Origin of the sequence: Flavobacterium piscis, from assembly GCF_001686925.1 — a bacterium.
GTDB lineage: Bacteria > Bacteroidota > Bacteroidia > Flavobacteriales > Flavobacteriaceae > Flavobacterium > Flavobacterium piscis.
Genome location: NZ_LVEN01000027.1, coordinates 749,848 through 774,607, shown reverse-complemented (window position 1 = coordinate 774,607; position 24,760 = coordinate 749,848). Strand labels below are relative to the sequence as shown.

At 32.0% G+C, this 24,760-nt stretch carries 21 protein-coding genes; 4 read left to right on the top strand and 17 right to left on the bottom strand.

Going from position 1 to position 24,760, the window contains the following annotated elements:
• Positions 1-54: 54 nt before the first annotated feature.
• The gene (locus FLP_RS13685; RefSeq protein ID WP_065450040.1) at positions 55-2,040 is read right to left on the bottom strand and encodes a GAF domain-containing hybrid sensor histidine kinase/response regulator; all 1,986 of its coding nucleotides are present in this window, start codon (positions 2,038-2,040) and stop codon (positions 55-57) included.
• An 841-nt stretch (positions 2,041-2,881) separates the two neighbouring features.
• On the opposite strand from FLP_RS13685, the gene FLP_RS13680 reads away from it, so the two are divergent.
• The 4 genes from FLP_RS13680 (at position 2,882) to FLP_RS25520 (ending at position 5,413) form a co-directional block, all read left to right on the top strand.
• Positions 2,882-3,118: a DUF6965 family protein gene (locus FLP_RS13680; protein ID WP_065450039.1), complete on the top strand. Its 237-nt coding sequence runs from the start codon at positions 2,882-2,884 to the stop codon at positions 3,116-3,118.
• A gap of 433 nt (positions 3,119-3,551) precedes the next feature.
• Positions 3,552-3,920, top strand: coding sequence for a VOC family protein (locus tag FLP_RS13675; protein WP_207797840.1), 369 nt, complete (start codon positions 3,552-3,554; stop codon positions 3,918-3,920).
• 160 nt (positions 3,921-4,080) lie between these two features.
• Positions 4,081-5,001: a S41 family peptidase gene (locus tag FLP_RS13670; RefSeq protein ID WP_083195875.1), complete on the top strand. Its 921-nt coding sequence runs from the start codon at positions 4,081-4,083 to the stop codon at positions 4,999-5,001.
• Positions 5,002-5,239: 238 nt separating this feature from the next.
• Positions 5,240-5,413: a hypothetical protein gene (locus tag FLP_RS25520; protein WP_165606679.1), complete on the top strand. Its 174-nt coding sequence runs from the start codon at positions 5,240-5,242 to the stop codon at positions 5,411-5,413.
• 295 nt (positions 5,414-5,708) lie between these two features.
• Here FLP_RS25520 and FLP_RS13665 read toward each other — a convergent pair whose 3' ends face one another.
• From FLP_RS13665 to FLP_RS13595, 16 genes are all read right to left on the bottom strand, one after another.
• The gene (locus FLP_RS13665) at positions 5,709-6,830 is read right to left on the bottom strand and encodes a DUF7005 family protein (protein ID WP_065450037.1); all 1,122 of its coding nucleotides are present in this window, start codon (positions 6,828-6,830) and stop codon (positions 5,709-5,711) included.
• A gap of 2 nt (positions 6,831-6,832) precedes the next feature.
• Positions 6,833-9,739 carry an NHLP bacteriocin export ABC transporter permease/ATPase subunit gene (locus FLP_RS13660; RefSeq protein WP_065450036.1) on the bottom strand — a complete coding sequence of 969 codons (2,907 nt, stop codon included), beginning with the start codon at positions 9,737-9,739 and terminating at the stop codon, positions 6,833-6,835.
• 9 nt (positions 9,740-9,748) lie between these two features.
• A complete protein-coding gene (locus FLP_RS13655) occupies positions 9,749-11,947 on the bottom strand; it encodes an NHLP family bacteriocin export ABC transporter peptidase/permease/ATPase subunit (RefSeq protein ID WP_065450035.1) in 2,199 nt (732 codons plus the stop codon).
• Between the two features lie 8 nt (positions 11,948-11,955).
• Complete coding sequence (locus tag FLP_RS13650) at positions 11,956-13,218, bottom strand: NHLP bacteriocin system secretion protein (protein ID WP_065450034.1); 1,263 nt, start codon at positions 13,216-13,218, stop codon at positions 11,956-11,958.
• Positions 13,219-13,232: 14 nt separating this feature from the next.
• The gene (locus tag FLP_RS13645; protein ID WP_083195874.1) at positions 13,233-14,795 is read right to left on the bottom strand and encodes a TolC family protein; all 1,563 of its coding nucleotides are present in this window, start codon (positions 14,793-14,795) and stop codon (positions 13,233-13,235) included.
• A 9-nt stretch (positions 14,796-14,804) separates the two neighbouring features.
• On the bottom strand, positions 14,805-15,344 hold the full coding sequence (locus tag FLP_RS13640) for a cyclic nucleotide-binding domain-containing protein (RefSeq protein WP_065450032.1): 540 nt from the start codon (positions 15,342-15,344) through the stop codon (positions 14,805-14,807).
• Positions 15,345-15,427: 83 nt separating this feature from the next.
• A complete protein-coding gene (locus tag FLP_RS13635) occupies positions 15,428-16,081 on the bottom strand; it encodes a helix-turn-helix transcriptional regulator (RefSeq protein WP_065450031.1) in 654 nt (217 codons plus the stop codon).
• 555 nt (positions 16,082-16,636) lie between these two features.
• Entirely contained in the window at positions 16,637-17,299 is a 663-nt protein-coding gene (locus tag FLP_RS13630; RefSeq protein WP_065450030.1) for a helix-turn-helix domain-containing protein, read from the bottom strand.
• Between the two features lie 6 nt (positions 17,300-17,305).
• Complete coding sequence (locus FLP_RS13625) at positions 17,306-19,360, bottom strand: tetratricopeptide repeat-containing sensor histidine kinase (protein WP_065450029.1); 2,055 nt, start codon at positions 19,358-19,360, stop codon at positions 17,306-17,308.
• An 81-nt stretch (positions 19,361-19,441) separates the two neighbouring features.
• Complete coding sequence (locus FLP_RS25515; protein WP_158596328.1) at positions 19,442-19,603, bottom strand: hypothetical protein; 162 nt, start codon at positions 19,601-19,603, stop codon at positions 19,442-19,444.
• A 448-nt stretch (positions 19,604-20,051) separates the two neighbouring features.
• Positions 20,052-21,539, bottom strand: a complete 1,488-nt coding sequence (gene lanM, locus FLP_RS13620; RefSeq protein ID WP_065450028.1) for a type 2 lanthipeptide synthetase LanM — start codon at positions 21,537-21,539, stop codon at positions 20,052-20,054.
• Positions 21,540-21,682: 143 nt separating this feature from the next.
• Positions 21,683-22,021, bottom strand: a complete 339-nt coding sequence (locus FLP_RS13615) for a hypothetical protein (protein WP_065450027.1) — start codon at positions 22,019-22,021, stop codon at positions 21,683-21,685.
• A gap of 135 nt (positions 22,022-22,156) precedes the next feature.
• Positions 22,157-22,495, bottom strand: coding sequence for a hypothetical protein (locus FLP_RS13610; protein WP_065450026.1), 339 nt, complete (start codon positions 22,493-22,495; stop codon positions 22,157-22,159).
• 135 nt (positions 22,496-22,630) lie between these two features.
• Positions 22,631-22,969, bottom strand: coding sequence for a hypothetical protein (locus tag FLP_RS13605; RefSeq protein ID WP_065450026.1), 339 nt, complete (start codon positions 22,967-22,969; stop codon positions 22,631-22,633).
• 117 nt (positions 22,970-23,086) lie between these two features.
• Positions 23,087-23,416, bottom strand: a complete 330-nt coding sequence (locus tag FLP_RS13600) for an NHLP leader peptide family RiPP precursor (protein WP_065450025.1) — start codon at positions 23,414-23,416, stop codon at positions 23,087-23,089.
• 98 nt (positions 23,417-23,514) lie between these two features.
• Positions 23,515-24,597, bottom strand: a complete 1,083-nt coding sequence (locus FLP_RS13595) for a hypothetical protein (RefSeq protein ID WP_065450024.1) — start codon at positions 24,595-24,597, stop codon at positions 23,515-23,517.
• Positions 24,598-24,760: the final 163 nt, after the last annotated feature.

Sequence of the window (24,760 nt, the reverse complement as noted above, 5' to 3'; positions counted from 1 at the left end):
TTTGCTTTTATAGCTTTTGGATCTAACGTAAAGCTAGAGTATATTTCTCTCTTTTCATAGCTCATTTAGAATTTTAACTACTTCTTTAACGCCATAATTTAACAGGTTAATTTGATTGGCCGTTTCAGAAGTGAACTGTCCCATTGTAGCATCTCCCTCAATAATAGACAAAGAATGACTAAGATCCATTAGCATAAACATGTCTACACTAGACTTCATGTTGTGCGATAATTTCTTTACTTTATCATGACTTTTGCTATTGAATGCTTCTTCTAAATGCTCCAATTCGGCCGGGATTTTTTCTATAAAAAGACTTATCATTTCTTTTTTAAACGCCGGATCACCACACGCCATCTCGTCTAAATAAGAAAAGTCGATTTTCCTTTTCTTTACAGCATTTAGATCTTTGTTCATTACCGTCTTAATAGCCTTTAAAAGTACTGGCTGCTTAAATGGTTTTGGTACGTAAGCATCCATACCGACATCAAAACAACGTTCCTGCTCACCTACCAGCGAGTGCGCTGTCATGGCGATAATCGGAATGGTTAATTTCATTTCATTCCTGATATATTCTGTCGTTTGATAACCATCTTTAACGGGCATCTGAAGATCCATCAGTACCAGATCATATCTGTTTTTGGATAACAATGCTATTCCTTCTTCTCCATTTTCGGCAATATCCAATTCAAAACCAAAATTTTGAATAACACTTCTTACCAATTTCTGGTTTAAAAGATTGTCTTCGCAAAGCAGTATTTTAAGTTTACCCAGTTTATCTTCTGAAACTGCTTCTGCAGCTATTTCATCATGGTTTACTTTTTTATACTGAAACACAAAGAAAAACTCCGAGCCTCTGTTTGGTTTGCTTTTCACCTGAATTTCACTTCCGTGCAATTCAACCAGCTGTTTGACAATATTGAGACCAAGACCGGTACCGCCAAATCTTCTGGTTGTACTTTCTTCTGCTTGTTTAAATCGTTCAAAAATAGTTGCAAGTTTATCCTCAGGTATACCAATACCGGTATCTTTAACTGAAAATCTGAGCGCATAATGATCCTCTGTTTCATCAACTAATTTTACAGAAACCGTAACTTCTCCTTCTTCGGTAAATTTTAGGGCATTTCCTGTAAGGTTAACCAAAATCTGATTTAGTCTTCCGTGATCACCAATTACATTGTCGGGCATATCAGCATCAAGGAAAAGATTAAATTCAATGTCTTTCGGAACTTTTACTTTTAGCAGCTTATAAATATGTTTAAGTGTCTTTTTTAAATTGAAGGACTGCCCTTCAATAACCAAGTTACCAGATTCTATTTTAGAAAGATCTAAAATGTCGTTAACAATCAAAAGTAAATTTTCTCCTGCTATCTGAACACTACCAATGTAATCCTGTTGAACCGTATCCAATTTGGTTTGGGCTAAAAGGTCTGTAAAACCAATAATGGCATTTAACGGAGTTCTGATTTCGTGGCTCATATTGGCCAAAAAACTATCTTTCGCCAAGACAGCACGTTCGGCTATCTTTTTCTGGGCGTCAAGTTCAATGTTTTTTGTTCTTAATTCCAATTGGTTTATCACGTGTTTTGCTACTATAGAAATGGCATTACGCTGGTTTTCGTTAAGTTCTTTACTAACATGATCGATGGCACAAATAGTTCCAATATTATAACCGTCGGGTGTTGTTAACGGAACTCCTGCGTAGAACCTCACCTTAAAACCGCCAGTAACATTGGGATCATCTTTAAATCTTTCGTTTAAATGCGTATCCGGTATTTCAACCATATCCGACTCCAAAATGGTGTATCGGCAAAAACTAATTTCCCTCGGCACCTCTGGTACACCAATTCCAATTTCAGATTTAAACCACTGACGGCTTTCATCAATAAAGGAAATATGCGCTATTGGTACGCCACAGATATAAGAAACAAGTTTAGTTGCATCATCAAAAGCATGTTCGGGTAAAGTGTCCAGAATATTATAGCGCTTTAAAGCTGCCAAACGCGCTAATTCGTTGTGTGGTATTGGAATTTCTGTATTCATTCTCTTAAAAGTAAAATGCATAAATATAAAAAATCTAATTAAACCATATCAAAAAAATTAACCATTACAATTCATTTTAAAGATAAATAGATTAAGTTTTAGTCAAGCATAATAAAATGAAATAATAATTTCTGCTCTAAATAAAATTACTTTTTTAAATTTTATTTAGAGCATCCCCAACAGGACATCCAAACCAAATACTTTAAGCCAACGAAAGACAGCCTTTACCAGTAGTAGGCCAATATCTTCAAATCATCCAAAAAAAATGTTGAAATTTGTCCCGTCGGGGTCACAAACAAGCCAAATGGCGCCAATTGAAGACAATTGGCGCCATTTTTTTATAATCTCACTTATTTTTATTAGTCTAAAGAGCCGGGCTCCTCAGCAGCCCTACCCGATAGAAGTGGAAATCCTTTTTTGCCGGCGTTCGGCAGAAAAGATTGCAACGGATAGCGGGAAAAAACTCAAAAAAAAAAAATAATATCAAACCGAAAAAGATATAGCAAAAAATTACGACAAGCACCACCGTAATTCCCAAACCAAATCAAAGACCCAAAAACCGCAGCAGAAAACACCCAACCCCTATAACCCGCACAACCCTTATAAGGAACCCCAAAGCGGCCCCAAAGACATAACCTGAAAGGACATTGAAGGACCTTGTAGAGAATGACCCTTTAAAGGGGGTTTGAAACCGATTCTAAAAACTAAAAATAAATTCGGCACGATAATTTAATGACTGCCAGTATAGTTGGAACAAAAGCAGAGAAGATAACTTAAATTTTAAGCCAACAACCCCCCCTCACCCCTTGACAAACCTGAACTTTTTACCTATTTTTGCCCCATGACCCCAGAAGAAATAAAACGCTATTTTGAAGCCACTCCCCTGCCTGAGGAAGTGGAGTTAAAGCCCTGGGCTAAAATCACAGATTCCCAGCTTTTCCTTAAAAGCTGTTTCCTTACTATATACCATTATAAAGGAGACCTTGAGATGTGCCCTGCCTGGTGGCATTTAAAAGAGTTCTATACACTTGTAAGGCGAGCTTCAAAGGAAACTAAAAGCGAGAATCAATCGGAATAAAGCTGAAATCTGCAGCCCTGCTTTAAACTCATCTTTATGCTTACTAAATAGTGATGGGCATACCCTGGTCTAGATTCCCCGGGCAATTCCTGATACTGGATCAATAGAGGTCTAAAACTAAATCAGCTGATTTTAAGCTACAGCAAAACAGCATCCAGGTAAAACAACTCATTCAAAGTCTACTGCTGCACAGCTAAGAGATTTAATATATTATTGTTATATTCGCTAAAGAATCTTACCAATGGCACAAAGCCGGCTATAAAAGCCATACTCATTGGCGGGACAATTGGAATCTTTCTTTTAGTCCATTTCGCAGATAAAGGGTGGATTGCAAAGGATAATCCGAATAACAAACACTTTTACATCTGACAAAAGGGGCGGCAAGAATTTACAAAACTGGCGATAGACCATTCACAAATAAAATCAGAAAAACATGAGTATCATTAACAATTACGATAATTTCTTTCTGCCTGTCGACAATATTGACCAAGCAAAAGAGTTCTATACAAAAAAGCTTGGGCTTGGCATCAAGTTTGACTTTCCTGATAAAGGTATGACTGCTTTTAAAGTTGGTAGTAACGAACCTGCAATTATTGTGACCACTATTAAAAATGCGAAACCCGCAATTTGGTTCACCGTTGACAATGTTCAAGATGCATACGAAGACCTAAAACAAAAAGGAGTTGAGTTTTTAAGTGAGCCGTTCGAGATTAAGACCGGACTCTCTGTTGAGTTCAAAGATCCGTTCGGAAATAAATTGGGATTGACAGACTATTCTAAAATGCCAAAATCGACTATCTAATCTTCGTTTTCAACTTAAAATTTCAATATTTTCCAAGGACTCGGATGCTTCGCGTGTTCGGCAAATCCGAAAATAGAGATTAATTTAATATCAAACCTGCGGTAGTGCCAGAAAGTTGTAGGCAATTTTGGACACCACATAAATTTAAAATCATAATCGTATGAAGTATATATTTACACTATTCTTTGTAGTTATCCTTATGACTAATTGTTATAGTCAAAATAAAGATAGAGAGGAGTTAAAAAAAGTATCCAATGAGATATTGACATACATTAAAGAATACTCAATAGTTACTGACTCCATAAACTGGAAAGAATTCCGTAGAGATATTTTGACAAAAATTACAAAATTGGATGACGTTGATTCAAATAAAATTATCTTTTCTTCAATTCTGGATAAACTACGACAGTACGGAGATTTTCATTCTTTTTATTCTGATAAGTCTAATTTAAAAAAAATAGTATCAAACGATACAACTTTAAATTATCCATCATCAAAAATTATCGATGATTCAATTGGCTATATTTCTCTACCTACACATTTGTCGATGAATGAAAAAGATAATTTTATCTATGCCGATACATTAAGAAAACAAATTCGATTATTGGATGAAAAATATTCCATAAAAGGCTGGATTGTAGATTTAAGAGGAAATGGGGGCGGAAATATGTGGCCAATGTTAGCAGGGCTAAACCCAATTATTGAAGATGGAACTGTCGGATATTTCGTGTCAAAAGGAAAAAGAATAAAATGGCAAAGTACTTCTAAAAACAAGTATAAATGCAAAAACCTACATAACAAGATAGCAATATTAATTGATTCATTAACAGGTAGCAGTGGAGAAATGGCAGCAATATCATTGTTAGGCAGGGAAAATTCAAAATCTTTTGGAACAAAAACAAGTGGTTATACTACAGCAAATCAGAATTTTAAATTATCAAATGGAGCAATGCTTTTTTTAGCGACTGCCTATTGCGAAGATAGAACAAAGAAAAAATACATCGGAAAGATAACTCCTGATGTTGAAGTTTCAGATAACACAAAAACCATAACAAAATCTAAAGAATGGTTACTCGAATAACAATAAACTGTCTACAACAAAGTTTTGTCAAGATCTGGTTTCCCACCAGGTATTTAAAAAAGGGAGAATCAAGGCAGTAAATCTGGATAAAAACCAATATATAATCGACTTTTTTGAAATTGGCAAAGAAAAGCCAATAGACTTCAATTTCCGCTTCCTGCAAAAAATAACCGACGATTCTACTTCAGAATCAAATGAAAATATTAATAAAGATTCTGCACAGGATTTACAATCTCATTTGAAATCCCAAAAAAATCCATTTGACGAGAACCTCAATGAGCTTGCAGATGCAGAGTCTTCAGAGGATCAGCAATTTGGTAAAGACGCAAAAGCTATTTCAGGCGAGAGTTTAGGTTCAGACATTGCTACCGATACAGCTAAAAACAAGGACAAAAAATGGTGGAAGTTCTGAAAAATAAAATTTCTATTGATAACTTTTTCCTTTACATCGTGCCAAGCTTTTTTTTAATAGATTTAGATTCAAAGTAAAAATGTTCTTTTTTTTCCTTTTTTATTAAAGCTATTTGCCTACTAATGTAGTAATCATCACTTTAAATCTATTATCTAGCAAATCTCTGGCATATGAAATTCTCTTTTCATAACTTCCCAAAAAAGGACATTTACAACAACAATTATTAAAGCTATTTCAGGCTGGGACAAACCTACAAAACAGAATACAAGACTATACTTCAAAATTTAATTCCCTTTTACAACCTTTTATTATAATTATCAATAAGTAAAGAAGCTCCATTTGTAGATGATAATTCTTCCAGACTTGTTTCACAAAGGGCGTCTATTCTACACATTTGATCTATATTTGATTGTAATTTCCCTGCAGATTCATCAAATATAGAAATGTTTTCAATAGCCATTTTTACTATCTCAATTAACTTTATAAAATCATTTTTAGACAATTTATCGTCTGATATATAATTTTCCAACCTTGCCCCTTGCCTGTACTTAGGAGAGTTTTCAATCCCCATAAACATAAACATCCATGACTTATTATATTTACCAATTGTTTTTACAATTCCTATGTAATCTGCAATTAACTCATCGTGCAGGTTATTCGACGCTATTCCGAATTTTTTAAGAGTGTACAGATGGGTACATTCATGTTTTTCTCTAATCGAAAGGGAATACAATAACCAAAGACTTTCATTCAATCCCAACTGCTTTGCAGACACATTACTATAAGGTTTTGTACTTATAATGATTAACTTATCTTTATATAAGCTATAATTTGGTAAAATATTCAGGTAAAACTCTTTGCTCCAATTATCTACAGTATGGCTTGTTAACCAATCACTTTTTAAACTAGCTATTTTTTGCCAATTATTGAGTCCATTAATCAAAACTGCACCCATTGATTGCGGCACAGGTTTAGGATTATTTTTATACAATAAGCACTGCAGAATTTTTATAAAGTCTTCTTGATCTGGAACTGTTAGTATTGGTATTTTACCCGCAATACTTTCACCAATTTTGAGGGTTATATTTTTAGGATCGTTTAATCTTAATGCAGAAGCCAATTTTATATTTTCTGTTTTACCTTTCAAAACTACATCTTTGTATTCTTGTTTTTCTTCTATCCCTAATTCAATTGGAAAGTTCAATTGCGGATAGCACTTTTTTAATTCATTAAATAATAATTTATCCTCAGTAATTTTTTTGGCAAGATCTTCCCAGTATTCAATACCTGTTTCATTTTCGAAAGAAAGTATTGTTTTGTTTGATTTAAATTTATTTGATAAGTAGGTTTTCAGTTCCTCAGAAAGACCATTATCAATGAGAGGTACTTCTTCTTTAAAAGGAGATTGATTTACCATTGTTAAGCAATTTGACGTTTAGCAAGTTCTGTAAACAAACCTTCCATTTGAATTAACTCATCATAAGTTCCTGATTCTTTGATTTCTCCTTTTTCCAGAACAAAAATACGGTCAGCATTTTTTATAGTACTCAACCTATGTGCAATAACGATGCGGGTAGCCTGAAGTTTATCTAAACTTTCGGCTACAATATTTTGAGTTTTATTGTCCAGAGCGCTTGTGGCCTCATCCATAAATAATAATCTGGGTTTATGAACAATTGCTCTGGCAATCATTAATCTTTGTCTTTGACCTCCTGAAAATGTGCCTGCTCCTTCACTAATAAAGGTATGCATTTCCATAGGCATATTCTTTATGTCATCTTCCATACCGGCCATACGCGCTGCTTCCCAGGCATCTTCAAGTGTTAATTCTGAATTGCCCACAATGTTTTGATAAATACTCCCCGACATAAGAGTTCCATTTTGCAGGACTACACCTATTTGTCGTCTTGTGAGTTCTTTATTCATTGCGTCAAATGTGTTTCCATCATAGAATATAGAACCTAACTCCGCGTGTTCAAAACCTAATAAAAGTCTCATGATTGTTGACTTTCCAGAACCAGACGCGCCAACAAAAGCAACCATTTCGCCGGGCTTTATTTTAAATGTAACATTTTTTAAAATTAGCGGCTGGTCTTCATAATATCTAAAGGAAATAGAATTCAGTTCAATTTCTCCCATTAACTCACCCGGATCAATACTATCTTCTATCGATTCTGGTTTTTCTTCTAAAATTGGTTTTACTCTTTCGTACAAAGGAATAACGCTAAGAGACGTAATAAATGCCATACTTAATCGTAAACTATCATTTAAAAATTTATTAAAGGAAATGATAAAAGCCATAAATGATCCTACCGATAATATCGCGGGATTTTGAGCATTTTGAGCATTTAAAACCGTGTAATATATAAATGAAAAAAATAAAATACTTGTAAAAAGTGGATATGAGCTATTAAAAACTTCTACAAAGTTTTGATAACTCCCCGAACTAAATCCTAATTTTTTTAATTTTGAAAACTTGTCACCCCATAATGAAAAAATTCTTTTCTCACCTCCGGTTATTCTTATTTTACTAATTCCGGATAAAAACTCAAAAAGAAAACCCTGAATTTCTCCTTCGTATCGAGACACACCACGATCATGCTTCAATTTTAGCCAGCCCATTACAACCATAAAAACAATAGCAATTAGAGCAAGTCCAACTCCTACCCATGCTAAACCCGAATCATAATAAAAAAGAAGTAATAAATTTACAAATGAAAATGCACCACTAAGTACAACTGTCATAAGTGTATTTGAAAGGATTTGTCTTATTGAATTAATACTTAGAACTCTATTTGTAAGGTCACCAGAAGTATATTTTTTATAAAAGGTTACAGGTAATCTAAGTATATAGTCCATCACTCCGGCTTGCAGGTTAATACTGGATTTTGACTCTACTCTCATTTGTAAGACTCCTTGCGTAAGCTGCAGTCCGGCAGATACCAAAGCTATAATGATCATAATCGTGAAGATTTCTAAATGTATAGATTTGTCTGCAGTTGGTATTACATCATCATATATCATCCCGGACAGTACAGGAATTAACAGACCAATCAGACTTCCGAGAAAAGAAGCCAGTAATAATAGTTTGGCATCTTTTTTTACGCCATTCATAGCAAAACTTACTACTTTTTTTATGGAATCCATTTTTACATCAAATCCAGAAAAAAACATATACCCTATAGGATCTAAAGATTGGGCTATTTCATTATCGACAACAGTTTCTGTTCCTTTTGAAAGATTTTTGATGATATAAGTTGTCGAATTTTGCTGTATAAGAGCAACAGGTTCATTAGACTCTTTTATAAAGGCTAATAAATGCCCGTTTTCATCTTTCCACCAGACATCTCTCAAAATAATTTTTCGTATTCTTACTTTAGAGCTTTGAGCAATAGCATATAGAAGATTGTTTGCGTTGTGTATATCTGATTCAAAATGTTTTGGCTCCTGACATGTAAAGCCGGCATGTTCTCCAATTAATTGACATGTTAAATACAGTATGTTTTGCTTTTTATTATTCGGGTGATGTAATTTTTTTTTACTACCTGTAACTATAGATTTTATTTTTTCTAAAGTATTTTTTAATTCTTCTTCCTGATGAATTAATTTATCATTGAGGTTATTGTTTTCGAACAAACTATTGATCTCCATATTTTTGCAAAGCTGATTGTAAAAATGGACTTGTAATTTTTCTAAAGCAATTAAAAAATTAATTTCATCTTCTAAAACCTCTCTGGTACTCATCAATTTCAGCTCACAAAATTCAGACAAGGATCTAACCCATAACTTATTACAAACAGGAATTGGAAATTGTAGGGTATCGTCTGAGTTAATAGCTTCCTGTTCGGAGAAAACGGAAAGTTTTCCCTGAATTAAACTGATCCAATTTATTCCCTGAGAAGGGTATGCTATGGTATTTTGATTTAAAATAAAATCATTATAGCTGTCAAATGTGGTGTAAGATTTTGGAGCGTTACCCGAATTAATTTTAAATGACGTTTTTAAGATCCATTTATCAATCATACTTTTTAGAAAGAAATGATCTATAGTAATGAGCTCGTGTTTATTTATACATAATAAATTGGCCTCGTTTGAAAAAACAATTAAACGTATATCATCCTTACAGTCAGGAGATAGTAAACTAAATAATAGCTCTCCTTTTTTTGCAGAATAAAGATATTTTAGCGCACATAGGTATTCTCCGTTTTCATCAACTCTGGCATAAAACACATTTACTTCACCAGAAAGTACCATCCAGAATTTACCGGAACTATTCAGTATCAATGGTTCTTCAACTCCTATAGCTATTTTATCTTTCGTTGACATATCTTAATTTTATTTTGTTTCAATCAATTTTGCATAAACACCATTTTGTTTTAATAATTCTTTATGAGAGCCTCGTTCTACGATTTTACCTAACTCCATTACAATTATTTCATCACAATCCATTATAGTGCTTAATCTATGGGCAACGATTAAACAAGTACATCCTCTTTTCTTAATATTATCCATCACAATTTTTTCTGTAGTAGAATCTAACGCACTTGTAGCTTCATCCATAATTAAAATTGTTGGGTTACAAACTAATGCTCTTGCAATTTCTATTCGCTGACGTTGTCCGCCACTAAAATTCGAACCACCTTCTAATACAGAACTTTCGTACCCATCACTTCTGGCAGCAATAACATCATGAATATCAGCATCTCTTGCTGAGTTTATGATGTTTTTTTCAGGAATCATAGTATCCCAAAAAGAAATATTTTCTTTGATGGTACCATTAAAAACCAGGACATCCTGATCTATTACCGCTAACGATTCTGTTATGATATGTCTGGGTATATGAGTTCTGTTTTTATTATCAAGTAAAATATCTCCCTCCCACGGATCATAAAGTCCTGAAGCTATTCTTGCAATGGTCGACTTTCCGCTCCCCGAACCTCCAACTAATGCTACTCTGCTTCCGGGTCTTAATTTTAAACTAAAGTTTTCTATTAACGCAGGCATGGTGCGAGTATATCCAAAAGTGACATTCTTCATTTCGAAGTAGCCAATCAATTTATTATTAGTAAATTGATTTTTTGTCTTTTGGATAGTTTCATCTTCCGTTTCTATAAATTGTTTGTCAATCTCATAGTTCATTACATCATCGATACGCGCCATATCACTTTCTGTTTCGTGCAGCATGGCTCCTGCCGATACCAGTTGGTTGACCGGAGTAATAAAATTATTCATTAAGAAAGTAAAAGCAACTAAAGCTCCCAAAGTCATTTCTCCTTCCATTATCCTTAATGCGCCGATTCCTAAAATGAGAGTATTGGTTAAAGATAAAATTAGATTTGGAAGTATATTGAGCCTTATTGTCAACCATCCAAATTCCTGTTGAGCGTTCATTACCTTTGCCAAATATCCGATCCAATTGGTAAAAAAATCATTTTCTCTACCAGATGATTTCAATGTCTCAATCATACTAATTCCTGAGGTAGTTGTTCCTAATAACTTTCCCATTTCATTGCTTAATCTTCTACTTCCGTCTTTTCTGGCTGTTGAAACATACTTTAAGGCGGCAACATTTAGTGCTGCCATAAAAACACCAATTAAAGTCAGGAGAACATCATAAGAGAACATTAAAATGGCATAAAAAATCACCACGATAACATTTAATGCAGCATTTGCCAAATCACCACTTAGTAGTTTTGCTACTTTATCATTTAATGCGACTCTGTTACCTATTTCGCCACTGTATCGTTGAGTAAAAAAAGCAATTGGTAAATGAAAAACATGCCAAAGAAATTTACTGGAAGTTACCAGCGCCAATTTTGTTTCTAATTTAAGTAAAAAGTACTGCTGGAGATAAACCAAAGAAGCATTCACAATTAAGACTACACCCATAATTAGTAAAAGGGGCATTACAAAACCTGAAAAATTATTGATCAAATATTTATCTATAAATATTTTAAGGAATGAAGGAATTACTAAACCTGGAATTACTAAAAATAAGCTCGTAATAACAATGTAGGCAATACTTAATTTAGAATTAGCAATTCTTGAAATCAAAGATGTCATTAATCCTTTTTTATGATTTCCTTTTTCAAATTCTTTTGATGGACTAAAGGTTAAAACTACACCTGTATAACAATCGTCAAATTCCTGATGACTTACAGAATATCTTCCTTGTGCAGGATCACTAAGGTAAACCCTCTTTTTTGTAAAACCCTCCAGGACTAAAAAATGGTTAAAATTCCAGAAGATAATCGATGGAGTTTCTAATTGCATTAGTTTTTCAATAGATTTCGCATAGCCTTTTCCTTCTAATCCGTACTCTTTGGCTGCTTTTAAAATATTGGTCGCTTTCAATCCGTCTCGTGATACTCCACACGCTATTCTCAATTTTTCTAACGGAACAAACTTGCCAAAATGTCCTAAAATAATACTTAAAGCTGCGGCACCACATTCAACGCCTTCCATTTGTAAAACAGTCGGTACTTTAACAGGCTTAGCTGGTTTCTTGATAAGTATGTTTGTGTTATTTTTCATTTGATGGATCAATATAGGTCGAAAAATTTCTTAAATGCAGGAACAACTAGTGTTACAGGAGGCTCTTGTTTAATAGTAATTTTACCTAAACATGACGTGCCTTCTTTCAGAAAAATATCAGGTCCTTTAGCAGAAGTCCATTTATAGCCACTATACGATACAGCATCTTTTTCAAAATCAACGTAAACCTCAAACAAAGGACCGCCTGTTAATAGTTGTTTGGTAAGCTGATCATTTTTAACAGAGGTTAGCATTCCTTGTTGTGTTATCGGAAAATCAGATACATACGTTACTTTTCCTTTTATAAAACCATATTCTTCAGGTTGCACGGTCGAAGGTACAATTAGAGCTTCCATTCCTTTTTTAATTTTTTTTCCATCTTTGGAAGGAATGTAAAGAATTCCTCTTAGTTGAGATTGTTTTGTATTAAGTGTATTTTTAAGTTTAAATAAGGGAGATCCCGCTGAAACTACTATTCCGGCATCGGTTAAAACTTCCACTACTTCTCCGTCATACGGACTTTTTACATTTCTTTGATTGTCATATTTTTCAGTTAAAAACTGAAGATTTCTTTCCGCTTCCGCAATTCTTTGTCTTTGTAATGTAACTTTCTGTTGTGTATCAAATCCCAAATTATTTTGTTGACTGGATGTTTCTACGATTTGTCCTTTTAATCTCTCGATTGTATTTTTTGAAGCCTCTATTTGTTGTTTTGTAGTTGCAACTTGCGATTTCGTTATTAAACTCTTTTCAAGAAGGGCATTCTCTGATTCCAATTGATTATTCAGAAATATGATTTTCTTTTTTTCGGATTCGATTTCACCTGTAATACTTACACGTGACTGACTAATTATTTGACCTTGTAACTGAGCGCCTTGATTTCCGTAAGACATTAGCTTTTCCATTTCAAATTTTCTGTCTGACAATACCACTTTTGCATCTTCTATTTGTTGAAATAGTTCCGGTTGACGTATTGTAGCTATAACATCTCCTTTTTTAACATTATTACCTATGGCTATTTTTAAGTCTATTAATTGTCCTTGTGCAGTAGCCACTACTTCATGAACGTCTCCACCCAATACAACGCCAACCACATCCAATTTTGTTTTTACAGTACCCATAAATGACCAGATTAATGCTGTAAAAACTGCCACCATAATGGTAATTAGAGCTATCCAGGCTTTTGTGCCGGTAACTTTAATCAATTGATCAAGTTTTTCTGGAGTAGAAAGTTTTTCTAATGCCGATTTTCTAAAAAAAGGTGCTGACATAATGTTATTTATTTTTAATTTTCCGTCTTCGGAATCGTATAAAATGCATTTTGAGTGATTTTGAACCCAAGCTCTTCTTTAGAAATAAGGGTACCGGTTTCATGTCTAAGAATTAGGATTGCATTTGAAAATTGTTCCCGTGCGCTTAAATTTTGTAATTCTGAAGAAGTAAGTCTTTCCTGAAATATCATCAAATTTAAAAGTGTAGTCAAACCTGCCTGAAACTTTATCTGTTCATTGTTATATGCATTTAGACAAAAACCATAAGCTTCTTCTGATTTCTCGACAATTAAAGCATTGTTAATCAAATTATTGATTGCTATATCGATATTCAATTCAATATTTCTTTGCGTGTTTTCATTTATTGTAGATTGATTTTGCAAAGCGATTTTACGTATTGCATAATTCCCTTTGGCCAGATTGTTATTCAGTGGAAAAGCAAATGTTAGTTTAGCTCCGCCTCCTACGTCCCGACCGTGATTATTAGTAAGAGAAGCCCAGGATTGGTCAATACCATTTCCGGCGCTTGTACTTCCATAATAAGCAAATGCTGATAAATTCAATACAGGTTTTAGATTGTTTTCTGCTACAAGGTACTGAAATTCAACTGCTTTGTATTCTTCTCCATTTGCCTTTACATCACCTCTGTTATCCTTGGCAAGTTTAATAAGTGCCTCTTTATTAATACTCCCCACATATCCGGATTCTGAAATAGTGGGAAAGTCATTAACCGGAATATCCAATTTTTGACTTTCTTCATCGATTAGACCAATAACTCTCCCTAAATTTAATCTTGCATTATATAAATCTTGTTTTGCAGAAGCGGTTAACCTTTCCTGATTGCTTAAATCGGCATTGACCTGAGCTAAATCACTTTCTGGTTTTTTATCCGCTTTTACAAGTTCAATAGTCATATTTAATACGTCTCTTACCCTATTTTCATTTTGAATATAAATGGCCAGACTTTTATACGACGTATAGTAATTCCAATAGGCAATACCAATTTGCTCAACTTCATAAGAATTGGTAAATTCAGAATCATATTTACTTTTATTGATATAAAAAACAGAAGCTTTTTCTAAGGCTGTAGTTATCTTTGCTCCCCTTCCTCTTAAAAGAGGCTGGGTTAATTGAAGATTAACAGTGCTTAAATGATTACCATAAAAAGGACCAACGAGCTCATTAAAATTGTTGTACGGATAGTTACTATCTTTATAATTATAATTTAAGCTTAGATCCAGGATTTGTCCGGAACGTAATGCTTTTTGTAATCCCGCTGAAACATCCAGCGAATTACTTTTTAGCGTTTTATCGACGTATTTATTCCTCGAATCAGCATCCAAAAGATTGTATCTATCATTTTTATATGCAATTTCAGAATTTAGGTTAAAGTCAAAAATACTCTTTTGAATTAGAAAATTACCCTCAGCATTTTGAATAGCGTAATTAGCAAATTTAATATTTGGATTTTTACTAAAAGCAATAGTTGAAACCTCTATCAAATCGCACTTAATTTCAGACTGACTGTATAAGAGACTACTAATCAATAAAATGCCACACAAAAAGTAATTCCTCATATTTGAGCCTTAATAATTAACACTTAACTTAACTTCAGAAAACTTATTTAATATTTGACCGAAGCGCGCACCAGCCTGAGAAACTACATCTAATACTTTTGTATCAATTAAATCCTCTTCCTCAGGAATTCCATATCCCAAACGATCTGTTGTTTTTCTTAACCTGTTGGAAAGAAATAATGCTAGTGAATAATAAAAATTAGCTTTGAAATCCGGATTTGAAGAAAGCCTCAATTCTATTGCGTTTCGGGATATTTTATAAATTACAGATGTTTTTTTTGAAATAACAGAAACTGAAGGTGGTCTGGATTCTAAGAAAGACATTTCACCAACAACTTCTCCCGCTCCAAGAAGAGCAACTTCCTTTCCGTCAATTCCATCTGAAAAAATAGACAATTCGCCAGATAATAAAATGTATAAATTATCTACATAATTTCCTTTCCTGATCAATGTTTCTCCAGTTTTTAATTCTATTTTTTGACCATTCTGGATCATCCATTCCAGATCTCTGTCATCTAATTGGCCTAAGAAAAAAAGCACTCGTTTCATAATATATATTTTTAAGGTTATGTTTATTTAATTATGCTTGATTAAAAAAATCATTAAAGAATCTTATAGACTTTTGTGACTCTTTAGGCTAATGAGTTTATTAATGCTTTGGGTGATATATTATATTGATCAATGAACAATTTTGAAAAATAATGGGAATCATTATATCCAACTGAATAAGAAACCTGAGAAATGGAATCCTGAATATAATTATCGATTAGCTGCTTTGCTTTATGCAGCCTTAAGATTCGAATGTATTTATTGGGAGTTAAGTAAACTAAATTGGCAATTTTTCTATGAAGCTGTCTTTCGCTTACTGCCATTTTATAGGATAAATAACATAAGTCGAGATCGTTTTTAGAAATAGAATTATAAATTTCTTTTTCTAAGTTTATCAGCCATTTCTGATCGTTTTTTGTCACTTTTTCGGGAGTTATCTTGCCGGAACATACATCCTGAACATTCTTATTTGATTCATAAATATCAAAAATATCAGGCCGGCTTTGTATGGTTAAGCTTACTGATTTAGATTTAATTTCATTTAATATTTGCTCAATCAAATCATTAATTTCATTACTGCTTGAAAAAATAATTTCATTTTTAACCTCGTTTCCGGATGTGCTGGGAGTACTGGCGGTGATAATAGAATCTAATGGACTTTTTATATGCAGGAACAGATGATTTAAAATATCTGGTGAAGACCAATCTATTGCCGTTTTCTTTGCTGTTGTATTCATGATTTGTACTGGTAATTAATTCTATGATTACTAATTTTCAAAAATCGAGTACTACTATCTTTTTAAGCAGATTCAGAACCATTTGACTTTTCATTTTGAAAAATCTAAAAAAACAGACTTTACAAACAATTGATATGTTTGTATTACTATACAATTAGGCTGTTTTTATGGCTTTTATGAACTTCAAAATTCCTGGTTATAAATAATTCTGAAGTAATTTGATATGTCAAAGCTAGTGTAAGAGTTTTGTGCGGTTTTACACCTAAAGTGTAAAAAAAGTTAAAAATTAGGAACAGTTCAGCTCCTTTAAGGGATGGAACTTAAATTTTAAGTTGTTTACGCATTTTTTATACAGACGAAAAAGGCAGCTACTAGATAAGAATTGACCCAAAATATAAATCGTGCAGAAACATCAAAAAATAATGTAACAGGAACTCTTTTGATAAAAAATATCTAAAAGAGAATTACTAAATTTTGAATTTTTTAAATGATTTCGTATAAAAGAAAGAAGTCTGCAAAAAGGATTTGCATAACACAAGATGTTGGAAACTGCGTCTATATCATTTGTAGTAATCTGCACTCACGCAGGATATCTTCGTCATTGCCTTTATCAATGCCTAAAATATCTTTTATTTTACTTTTGCGTTTTTTAACAGTGTCTTCAGAAACTTTTATAGTGTTTGCAATGGTTTTAATCTGACAACCCTGAGAAATAAGTGTTATGATTTGGCGGTCAACACTATCAAAATGCCCTTCGGCCAACAAGCGTTCTGTTTTTGCTTTTTTAGCAGTTTTACTAAAATAGCTTTCGCCATTCATGAGCTTTTCATAAGCCAACAACAATTCTTCATCGTCAAAATCAGTTTTGACCATTATTCCGTTGACATGAGTTTTTTGAAAAATATTGTACAAAATAACACTTTCAAAATGCGAAGTAATAATTAATGTTTTTGCACCGGGAATATGTTTGTGAACTAAAAGTGCTAAATCACCACCATTCAAAATGTCTTTTTCAGGGAAAGGTGGCAAGCTATAATCCAGCATTACCAAATCAAAAGAAATTGGCTGGGTTTCATCTGAAATACGATCATAAGCAGCCTTACAATTATTTGCAGAATAAAACTCTAACTCATGCCCTAACTTATTGTGAGAGAGAATGGTTTGATATCCAGTAATCATCGAAGAGTGGTCTTCAACTATTAGTATTTTTTTTGTCATTGGTCTTTAAAACTCAAAACTATTGAATTCTATCGGAATTGACAAATTTATTTTTGTACCAATATTTTGTTGAGATTCCAGGGAGAATTGCCCCTTAAGTTCCATTGCGCGATGATTCATGTTTTTTAATCCAATTCCTTTTTTTGATTGCGTCAAATCAAAACCTTTACCGTTGTCGGCAATTTGAATACTTATACCTGTTTCACTCTTGGCAATTGCAATTGTTATGACATGAGCATCAGCATATTTATTGATGTTTTGCAATGCTTCCTGAAAAATTCTGTAAAGATTCATTTTTACATTTATATCCACCAATGACCAGTCTATCCTCGGATCAATTTCTATATCTATTTTAGTTATAGGATTTTGGTTTAATTCCGTAAATAATGCTTTTATCGTGGTTTCAAAATCATCAGATCCTGAAAAAACATTCGTATTGAGTTCGTGTGTCAGATTGCGAATTTCTTCTTCGATATTTCTCATCTGAGCGATATATACCAGATGTTTTTTTATTGTTTCCTCTGATTGACTGTATTTTATTTCATACAAATTCATTCGTATTGCCGACAATTTTCCAATTATGCCATCATGCAGTTCTCTGGAAATACGCTGCTTTTCGATAAGTTTGCCTTCTTCCATTTTTTGCTGATTTGAAAGCATCAAATTATAAATCTGCGAATCGTTTAGCGCTTGTTCTTGTTTGCGAAACAGTTTTTCAAGTTTGATGTTTCTGTTTTTATGATATAAAATAATTAACAATAATAGCAATACCAGGGCACTCATTATTGCATACAGAATGAATTGTTTTGAGATTTCATTCTTTTTATTCTCGGCTACTATTTTTTCCTGAATTATCTGGTCGGTTTCAAACTCTATCCGGGCATATTTATTACGAGAAGTACGCTCTACAGCCTGAAGACTATCTTTAAGATTAATGTATCTATTGGTATAATAGAATTCGTTCTCAGGATTTGCGACGGTTAATAATTTAAGAATGTTGAGTTCGTCTTCAAAAAGATTATTTTCATGCGCCTTGAGCAATGCGTCTTTTAAGTAGTAATTTGCTATTGAAAAGTTTCTTTGATTTAAATGATATTCTCCTAAATAAGTTTTTGAGGTAATCTGAACTGGAATATTATTTATTTTTTCGCCAATTTTTAAGGTTTCTTCAAACTGTTTCAATGACGATTTATTACCCAGTTTAAATTTAGAATAAGCCAGTTTATTGGTAAGATAACAATAAATTGGAGGATCTGTTTTTTTGAAATTGGCTATAGCTAATCCTTGTTTCGCAAATGCAATCGCTTTTTCGTATTCCTGGGTTTTTACATATATATTGGCGATATGATTATAAGGCTGGCATTTGTAAGATAAATAATTTGGATTTGATTTTAACTTTTCAGAAATTTCGATAGCTTTGTTATAGTAATCTACAGCTTTTTCGTAATTATTTAAACCTACCAGCGTGCTTCCTAAAGTGAGATAACAATTGTAAATCAGTAGATTATTATTTTTTTCAATTCCAAATTTTAAGGCTTCAATCGCTAATTTTTCAGCACCTACGTAGTCATTTTTAAAAGATAAAATTTCTGCTTTCCATATCTTTACATTTCCCAGTAAATTCTCATTTTTTTTTTTCAAAAGAACTTTTTCTGATTTTGTAAAGTAATAATAGGCAGAATCATATTTTGTTTCTTTATTGTAAACAGTTGCAATACTGTAGCTTGCATTTTGAATACCTTCATTATCTTTTAATAATGTTGATTTTTTATACAGTTTTTGAAGTAACTCCAGACATTTTTCAGTCTCCCCAAGTTGTAAAAATGAATCTGCCAATTGGTAATAATAGTCAGCAGAGGTTACTAAAGTGTCATTATTTTGAATAATTTCTGAGGCCAATAAAGCCTTTTGTAACCTTTCATTTTTAGTTTTGTTTTTGTTTGTTGAAGTGGCAATCAACGAATCTAACTTACTAGCGTTTAGAGCATAAGAATTTTCATTTTTACGCTCGCAGCTAATAAAAAAAATACTAAAAAATAATATTGTTGTAAGTAGTTTCAATCGTGCTTAATTATATAAAGGTAAAAGTACATTTTTTTTAACTTTTTAATATGTTTAAAAAATAATACTAAAAACTAAAAGTTATTTTTTTGGTGGGATTATGCTGCCAGGATTATTTGGATCAACGTCAGCGCGAGTTTCGATTTTAGCCTTTGGCGTTTCAGTTTCAATTTCGTCTGCAGTACAAGAATTTAAAGTGGCTAACAGTGATATAATGGCGATAATATAATAAAAATGTTTCATGGTGTTTTTTGGTTTAGTTTAGAAAATATTTATTGGAACAACAACTTTTTATCAGCCGTTGAGTGATTAAAAAATGTTTTTAGGAATTCCTTGTACTTGTAATATTACTTAGACAAATCTATATCGATTTTAAAGTTTTACTTTAGACTAAAAGTGTAAAAAATGTTAAAATTCTTACTTTAAATATTATATTTTAAGAAAAGTTAACTAATTAGTGTACCAAATAATGTCATTTTTTAATCCAACATTGAATTGCTAAATACCAAAAAGCGGTATCGTTTTATCAGTATCAGTAATAAGAAAATGTTTTATAATGGCGTTTTAGCGGGCTTTCTGAATCAGAATAAGGCTTTAACTTTCGTGAGAAGATTTAAACGGCAAAACCTCAAATGTACCTTGCTTTTAGCATGGGAACATTTGAGGTTGCAGCTTATTTGTTTATTTTTAATTAGTAGCTCCAGGTAAGACTTTCTAAAATTATATTTTTTTGAAATTCTAAATCTTCTAATGAAAGTTTGTTTAGTTTTCTTTCTATATTTTCTACTGCACTAAGTTCAAAGTAATCTTTAATTACTCCAAACTCTGTATGTAAATCTCTGGAAGATGAATTTACCTCAAAATAAGGAATGTCACCTCTCATCATTTGTGCTGTTTCGTGTTTGTAGATAAAACGCAAATTAGAGTCGAGAGGCACGTTTTTGAAAGCAATTGAAAAATAATCTTCTATTTTTTGTTTATAAAGTTCCTTATTTTTTAAATTTTGCGGTAAGCTCATCAATCTCAAAATGCGTCCATAAGCATTCGTAGGCCGCCAGATATGTCTTATAGGTTGATTATGGAATTTTTGTATTGGAGATTCTTTAGATAATAGAAAGGACTTTTGCTTTAATAAAAGGGTATAACATTCCTCGAACCCCATAAGGAATTCCTGTAAATACTTATCAATAAAAACCTTCTCCCCATTTAAAGTCGGAATATTTTTTTTAATATACTCCTCTTTCATTTCCTTATTTACCATCTTCCAGTCTTTAGTATATGAATTGACTCCGGTTCTTTTATAATAAAAACCATATGTTTTTTTGGAGTATCCCAGACCACACATTACACAAGAAGAGGAATTTTCATCCTTGCTGGGTAACAAACCCGACATAAGCAGCGAATCTCCTAATTGATCTAAATCACTATATTTATCCAGGTCAGATGTACCAAAATATTTTGTGAGACTATCATTAATCATTGGCTGTATTATGGTTTCATGATCAATAAATACTAGTGAATCTCCATTAGCAATAAGATTTTCTGCATGAAAATCAGTGGCGTTTAATACATACAAAACACAGGATAAATATCCGGCTCTCTCATAATATCTTTTAATTTCTTCTTCTGTATTACAAGCTTTTTCTATTACGAATTCTTGCCAGTGGTATTGGTTTTTATTTAAGATGTTATACTTATAATTACCCAAAGAAAAAGAATCATTTAACCAATCTAATAGTTGAAAAAAAGGAAATGAAATGGCTCCATTTGTTGGTTTATAAACTAAGTTACCATTTTCAAAATCAATTATAGCTGTTGATGCACCATTATGAAAATCACCTTCGCCAAGTTTAATGTCTTGAATTTCTTCATCATTGTGTTTAATCAAACCATTATTAAACAACTCAGCAGAATCATTTTTATAGGAATGTAATATTTTTTCATACAATTTCTGAATATTATTTTTTTGGAGTGGTAAAATCTCGCCTAAAACCGGAAATAGCTGACCCAGGTTTTTCCAGTCATTATTTTTTAAATCCTCAAAAAAATCTTCAAAAATTAAATCTTTATTGTTTGCAATGCTAATAGATAATAGATCTATTATACTTTTTTCATATAAGGAGCAAATAGCCGAATTGGTTTTTTCCTGAACCTGGAAAGGTGTGTCTATTATATTCATATTTTTTATCTTATATTTAATCAAAGCTCAATTTCAATGTTTTAACGCCTTAAATTTACAACTAACAGAAAAAGAGGCTGTTTTGAGTTTTCAAACAGCCTCTTTTTATTACTTGAAAACAAGTTTTATACTAACTCTTTATTTTAGCAAGACAAAAAGTAACAACTTTCTACAGCTAGCGCTGCTTCTTTTCCACCAGCAACCAAATTTAAATCTTCCTGAGTTAATTCGATTGCATCTGAATCTCCATCAAGCAAAACATATTGTGTTGCAGATACATTTACATAAATTGTATTCTTATCCGTTTGATCAAAAACAACTATGTTTCTTGTTTCTCTTTCGATAAGTTCTGGGTAAAGCTCTGCAATTGCTGCTTTAGGATTTTTTACCAATCTTTCTTTAAAAGAAGCATCATTAAGAGATTTAAGGATAACTTCTCTAACTTTTACTTTTGAATCGTCTGTTAATTGAATTTTACTCATGATTTTAATATTTTAAGGTTTATATTTAATTTTTAATGTACCTAGTCGTACATAGTTTTTGGGTTTATCAATTTTAAAAAATTACGTTCAGCACAATTTCTTAAAATTGATGATTCTTTTATACTAACTCTTTGTTTAGCAAGATAAAAAGTAACAACTTTCTACAGCTAGCGCTGCCTCTTTTCCACCAGCTACTAAATTTAAATCTTCCTGAGTTAATTCGATTGCATCTGAATCTCCATCAAGCAAAACATATTGCGTTGCAGATACATTTACATAAATTGTATTTTTATCCGTTTGATCAAAAACAACTATGTTTCTTGTTTCTCTTTCGATAAGATCAGGGTAAAGCTCTGCAATTGCTGCTTTAGGATTTTTTACTAATCTTTCTTTAAAAGAAGCATCATTAAGAGATTTAAGGATAACTTCTCTAACTTTTACTTTTGAATCGTCTGTTAATTGAATTTTACTCATGATTTTAATATTTTAATATTTATATTTAATTTTTAATGTCGCTACTCGTACATTGTTTTTGGGTTTATCAATTTTAAAAAATTGTATTCAGCACAATTTCTTAAAATTGATAATTTTTTTATACTAACTCTTTGTTTAGCAAGATAAAAAGTAACAACTTTCTACAGCTAGCGCTGCCTCTTTTCCACCAGCTACTAAATTTAAATCTTCCTGAGTTAATTCGATTGCATCTGAATCTCCATCAAGCAAAACATATTGCGTTGCAGATACATTTACATAAATTGTATTTTTATCCGTTTGATCAAATACAACTATGTTTCTTGTTTCTCTTTCGATAAGATCAGGATAAAGCTCTGCGATTGCTGCTTTAGGGTTTTTTACCAATCTTTCTTTAAAAGAAGCATCATTAAGAGATTTAAGGATAACTTCTCTAACTTTTACTTTTGAATCGTCTGTTAATTGAATTTTACTCATGATTTTAAATTTTAAGGTTTATATTTAAGGTTAATGTTTATACTTAATTTGTATGCTTTCAGGTTTATCAATTTTAAAAAATTGCATTTCCGCACAGTCTTTTAAAAAAATTATTCTTTAAAACCTGATACAATTTTTGAGTGTAGAAAATAAAGAATCTGTTAAATTCTTCCACATCATTTGCTCGCCTCCTGCAATTGCTTCCAGCTGGTCTTCTGTAAGTTCCAGATTCTCTATTTCTGGTTCTGCAGGCAGATTTACATATACTTTAGATCTATCTGTTTGGTCAACAACAACCAACTCTTTTCCCTCCGGCAAAACTATCTTAACACCTGTTAGTTTTTCTATTGCTTCTACAGGATTCACCAATAATTCTTTTCTAAATTTGATGTCTTCCCAAGCTTTAGAAATGACCTTTTGTATAACTTGCTGCTTTCTGTCTTCCATAGTATTTGATTTCTATAATGTAAAGATAAAACTACTTTTATGTGTAAATTTGCCAGATAATACTCCAAAACTGACAAAATTGATTTTTATTAAATATTTTAGAAGAAACTTTTCTCTATTGAAAACCTGGCTTGATTATAGAGATATTGGTTCGAAATCCACGTATTATATAAGCCCTTATTAGAAATTATTTTATGATAAAAAAAGTCATTTATTTTTTCGGTAAACAATTCCTTATTTTCAAAATTTAGCTTAATGACAAGTTTTGTTAAATCAATCAGTAAAGCTATTTTTAGAATATCATAATGTTTATTATAGGCTTGCTGAAAAAAGGAAATTAATAAATCAAAGTATTCCTCATAATGGCCATTTTTTAAATGCTTATTTACAGAAATCCAATCGTAAATTATTTGTCTGTCAGGATTGTCGATTCCAAAATTCAAATCTATGTTCCATTCATTTGGCAAAAAATCAAAATGATTATTCAAATTAGACTTAACGGTACTTTCTACAATACTTATAAAGGCTTCATGAGCAAAATACTCTCTTACATAAGGATTTTTACTCCAGTAGAAATTGTTTTTAAAGATATTTCCAAACAAACCTTCGTTGTATTCTCCGTTAAACAAATAAAGCATTAAACTTTTTGCTGTTTTATTACCTAATTTCATTTGATTACTTGCAAAATATATTCTCGATATATTTTTATTTTGTTCAAAGCATCTTGTGCATAAAGTATATATCCCCTGTTTTATTAAATATTCGATTAGAGCAGTAGCTTCCAATGTAAAAAGAAGTGCTTTGTCAAAATTTTCAGTTTTGTGATAATACAGTGCCTTAACAGTTAATGTTCGCTGTTTTACATATATATATTGATTCCCTAAAAAGGAATTTTCAATTTCTTGCTCTATTGCTAAATATTTTTTAAAAGAATTATCTAAACCCGTAGTTTTAGATAACAATTCCTTTACAATCTCAGTCAATTCCTTACGAATATTATCAATCCTTGCACTATCTTCTTTATTCACTCCACATATTTCTTTTAATTCCTTTTCGTGGAGAGCTTCAAACAATTTCATTTCGTCTTCTTCAAAGAAAGATCTTTCTATAGATTTTGGGAAAGAAGGAATTAAATACAAAAATTCCTCTATTTTTTCATATTCTAAAGTTGTTGTTCTCATATTTGAATGTTTTTTTGTTAAATTGAAAAGTGTTTTTTTTAAAAACTTTTATTGTCTGTTTTTTTACATACAAAGTCTCAAATTTTAAAGCAGACTAAGTTTTCTTAATCATAAAGATAAAGCGGGGGTTTTCTATAAATTTGCCAAATAGACTGACAAAAAG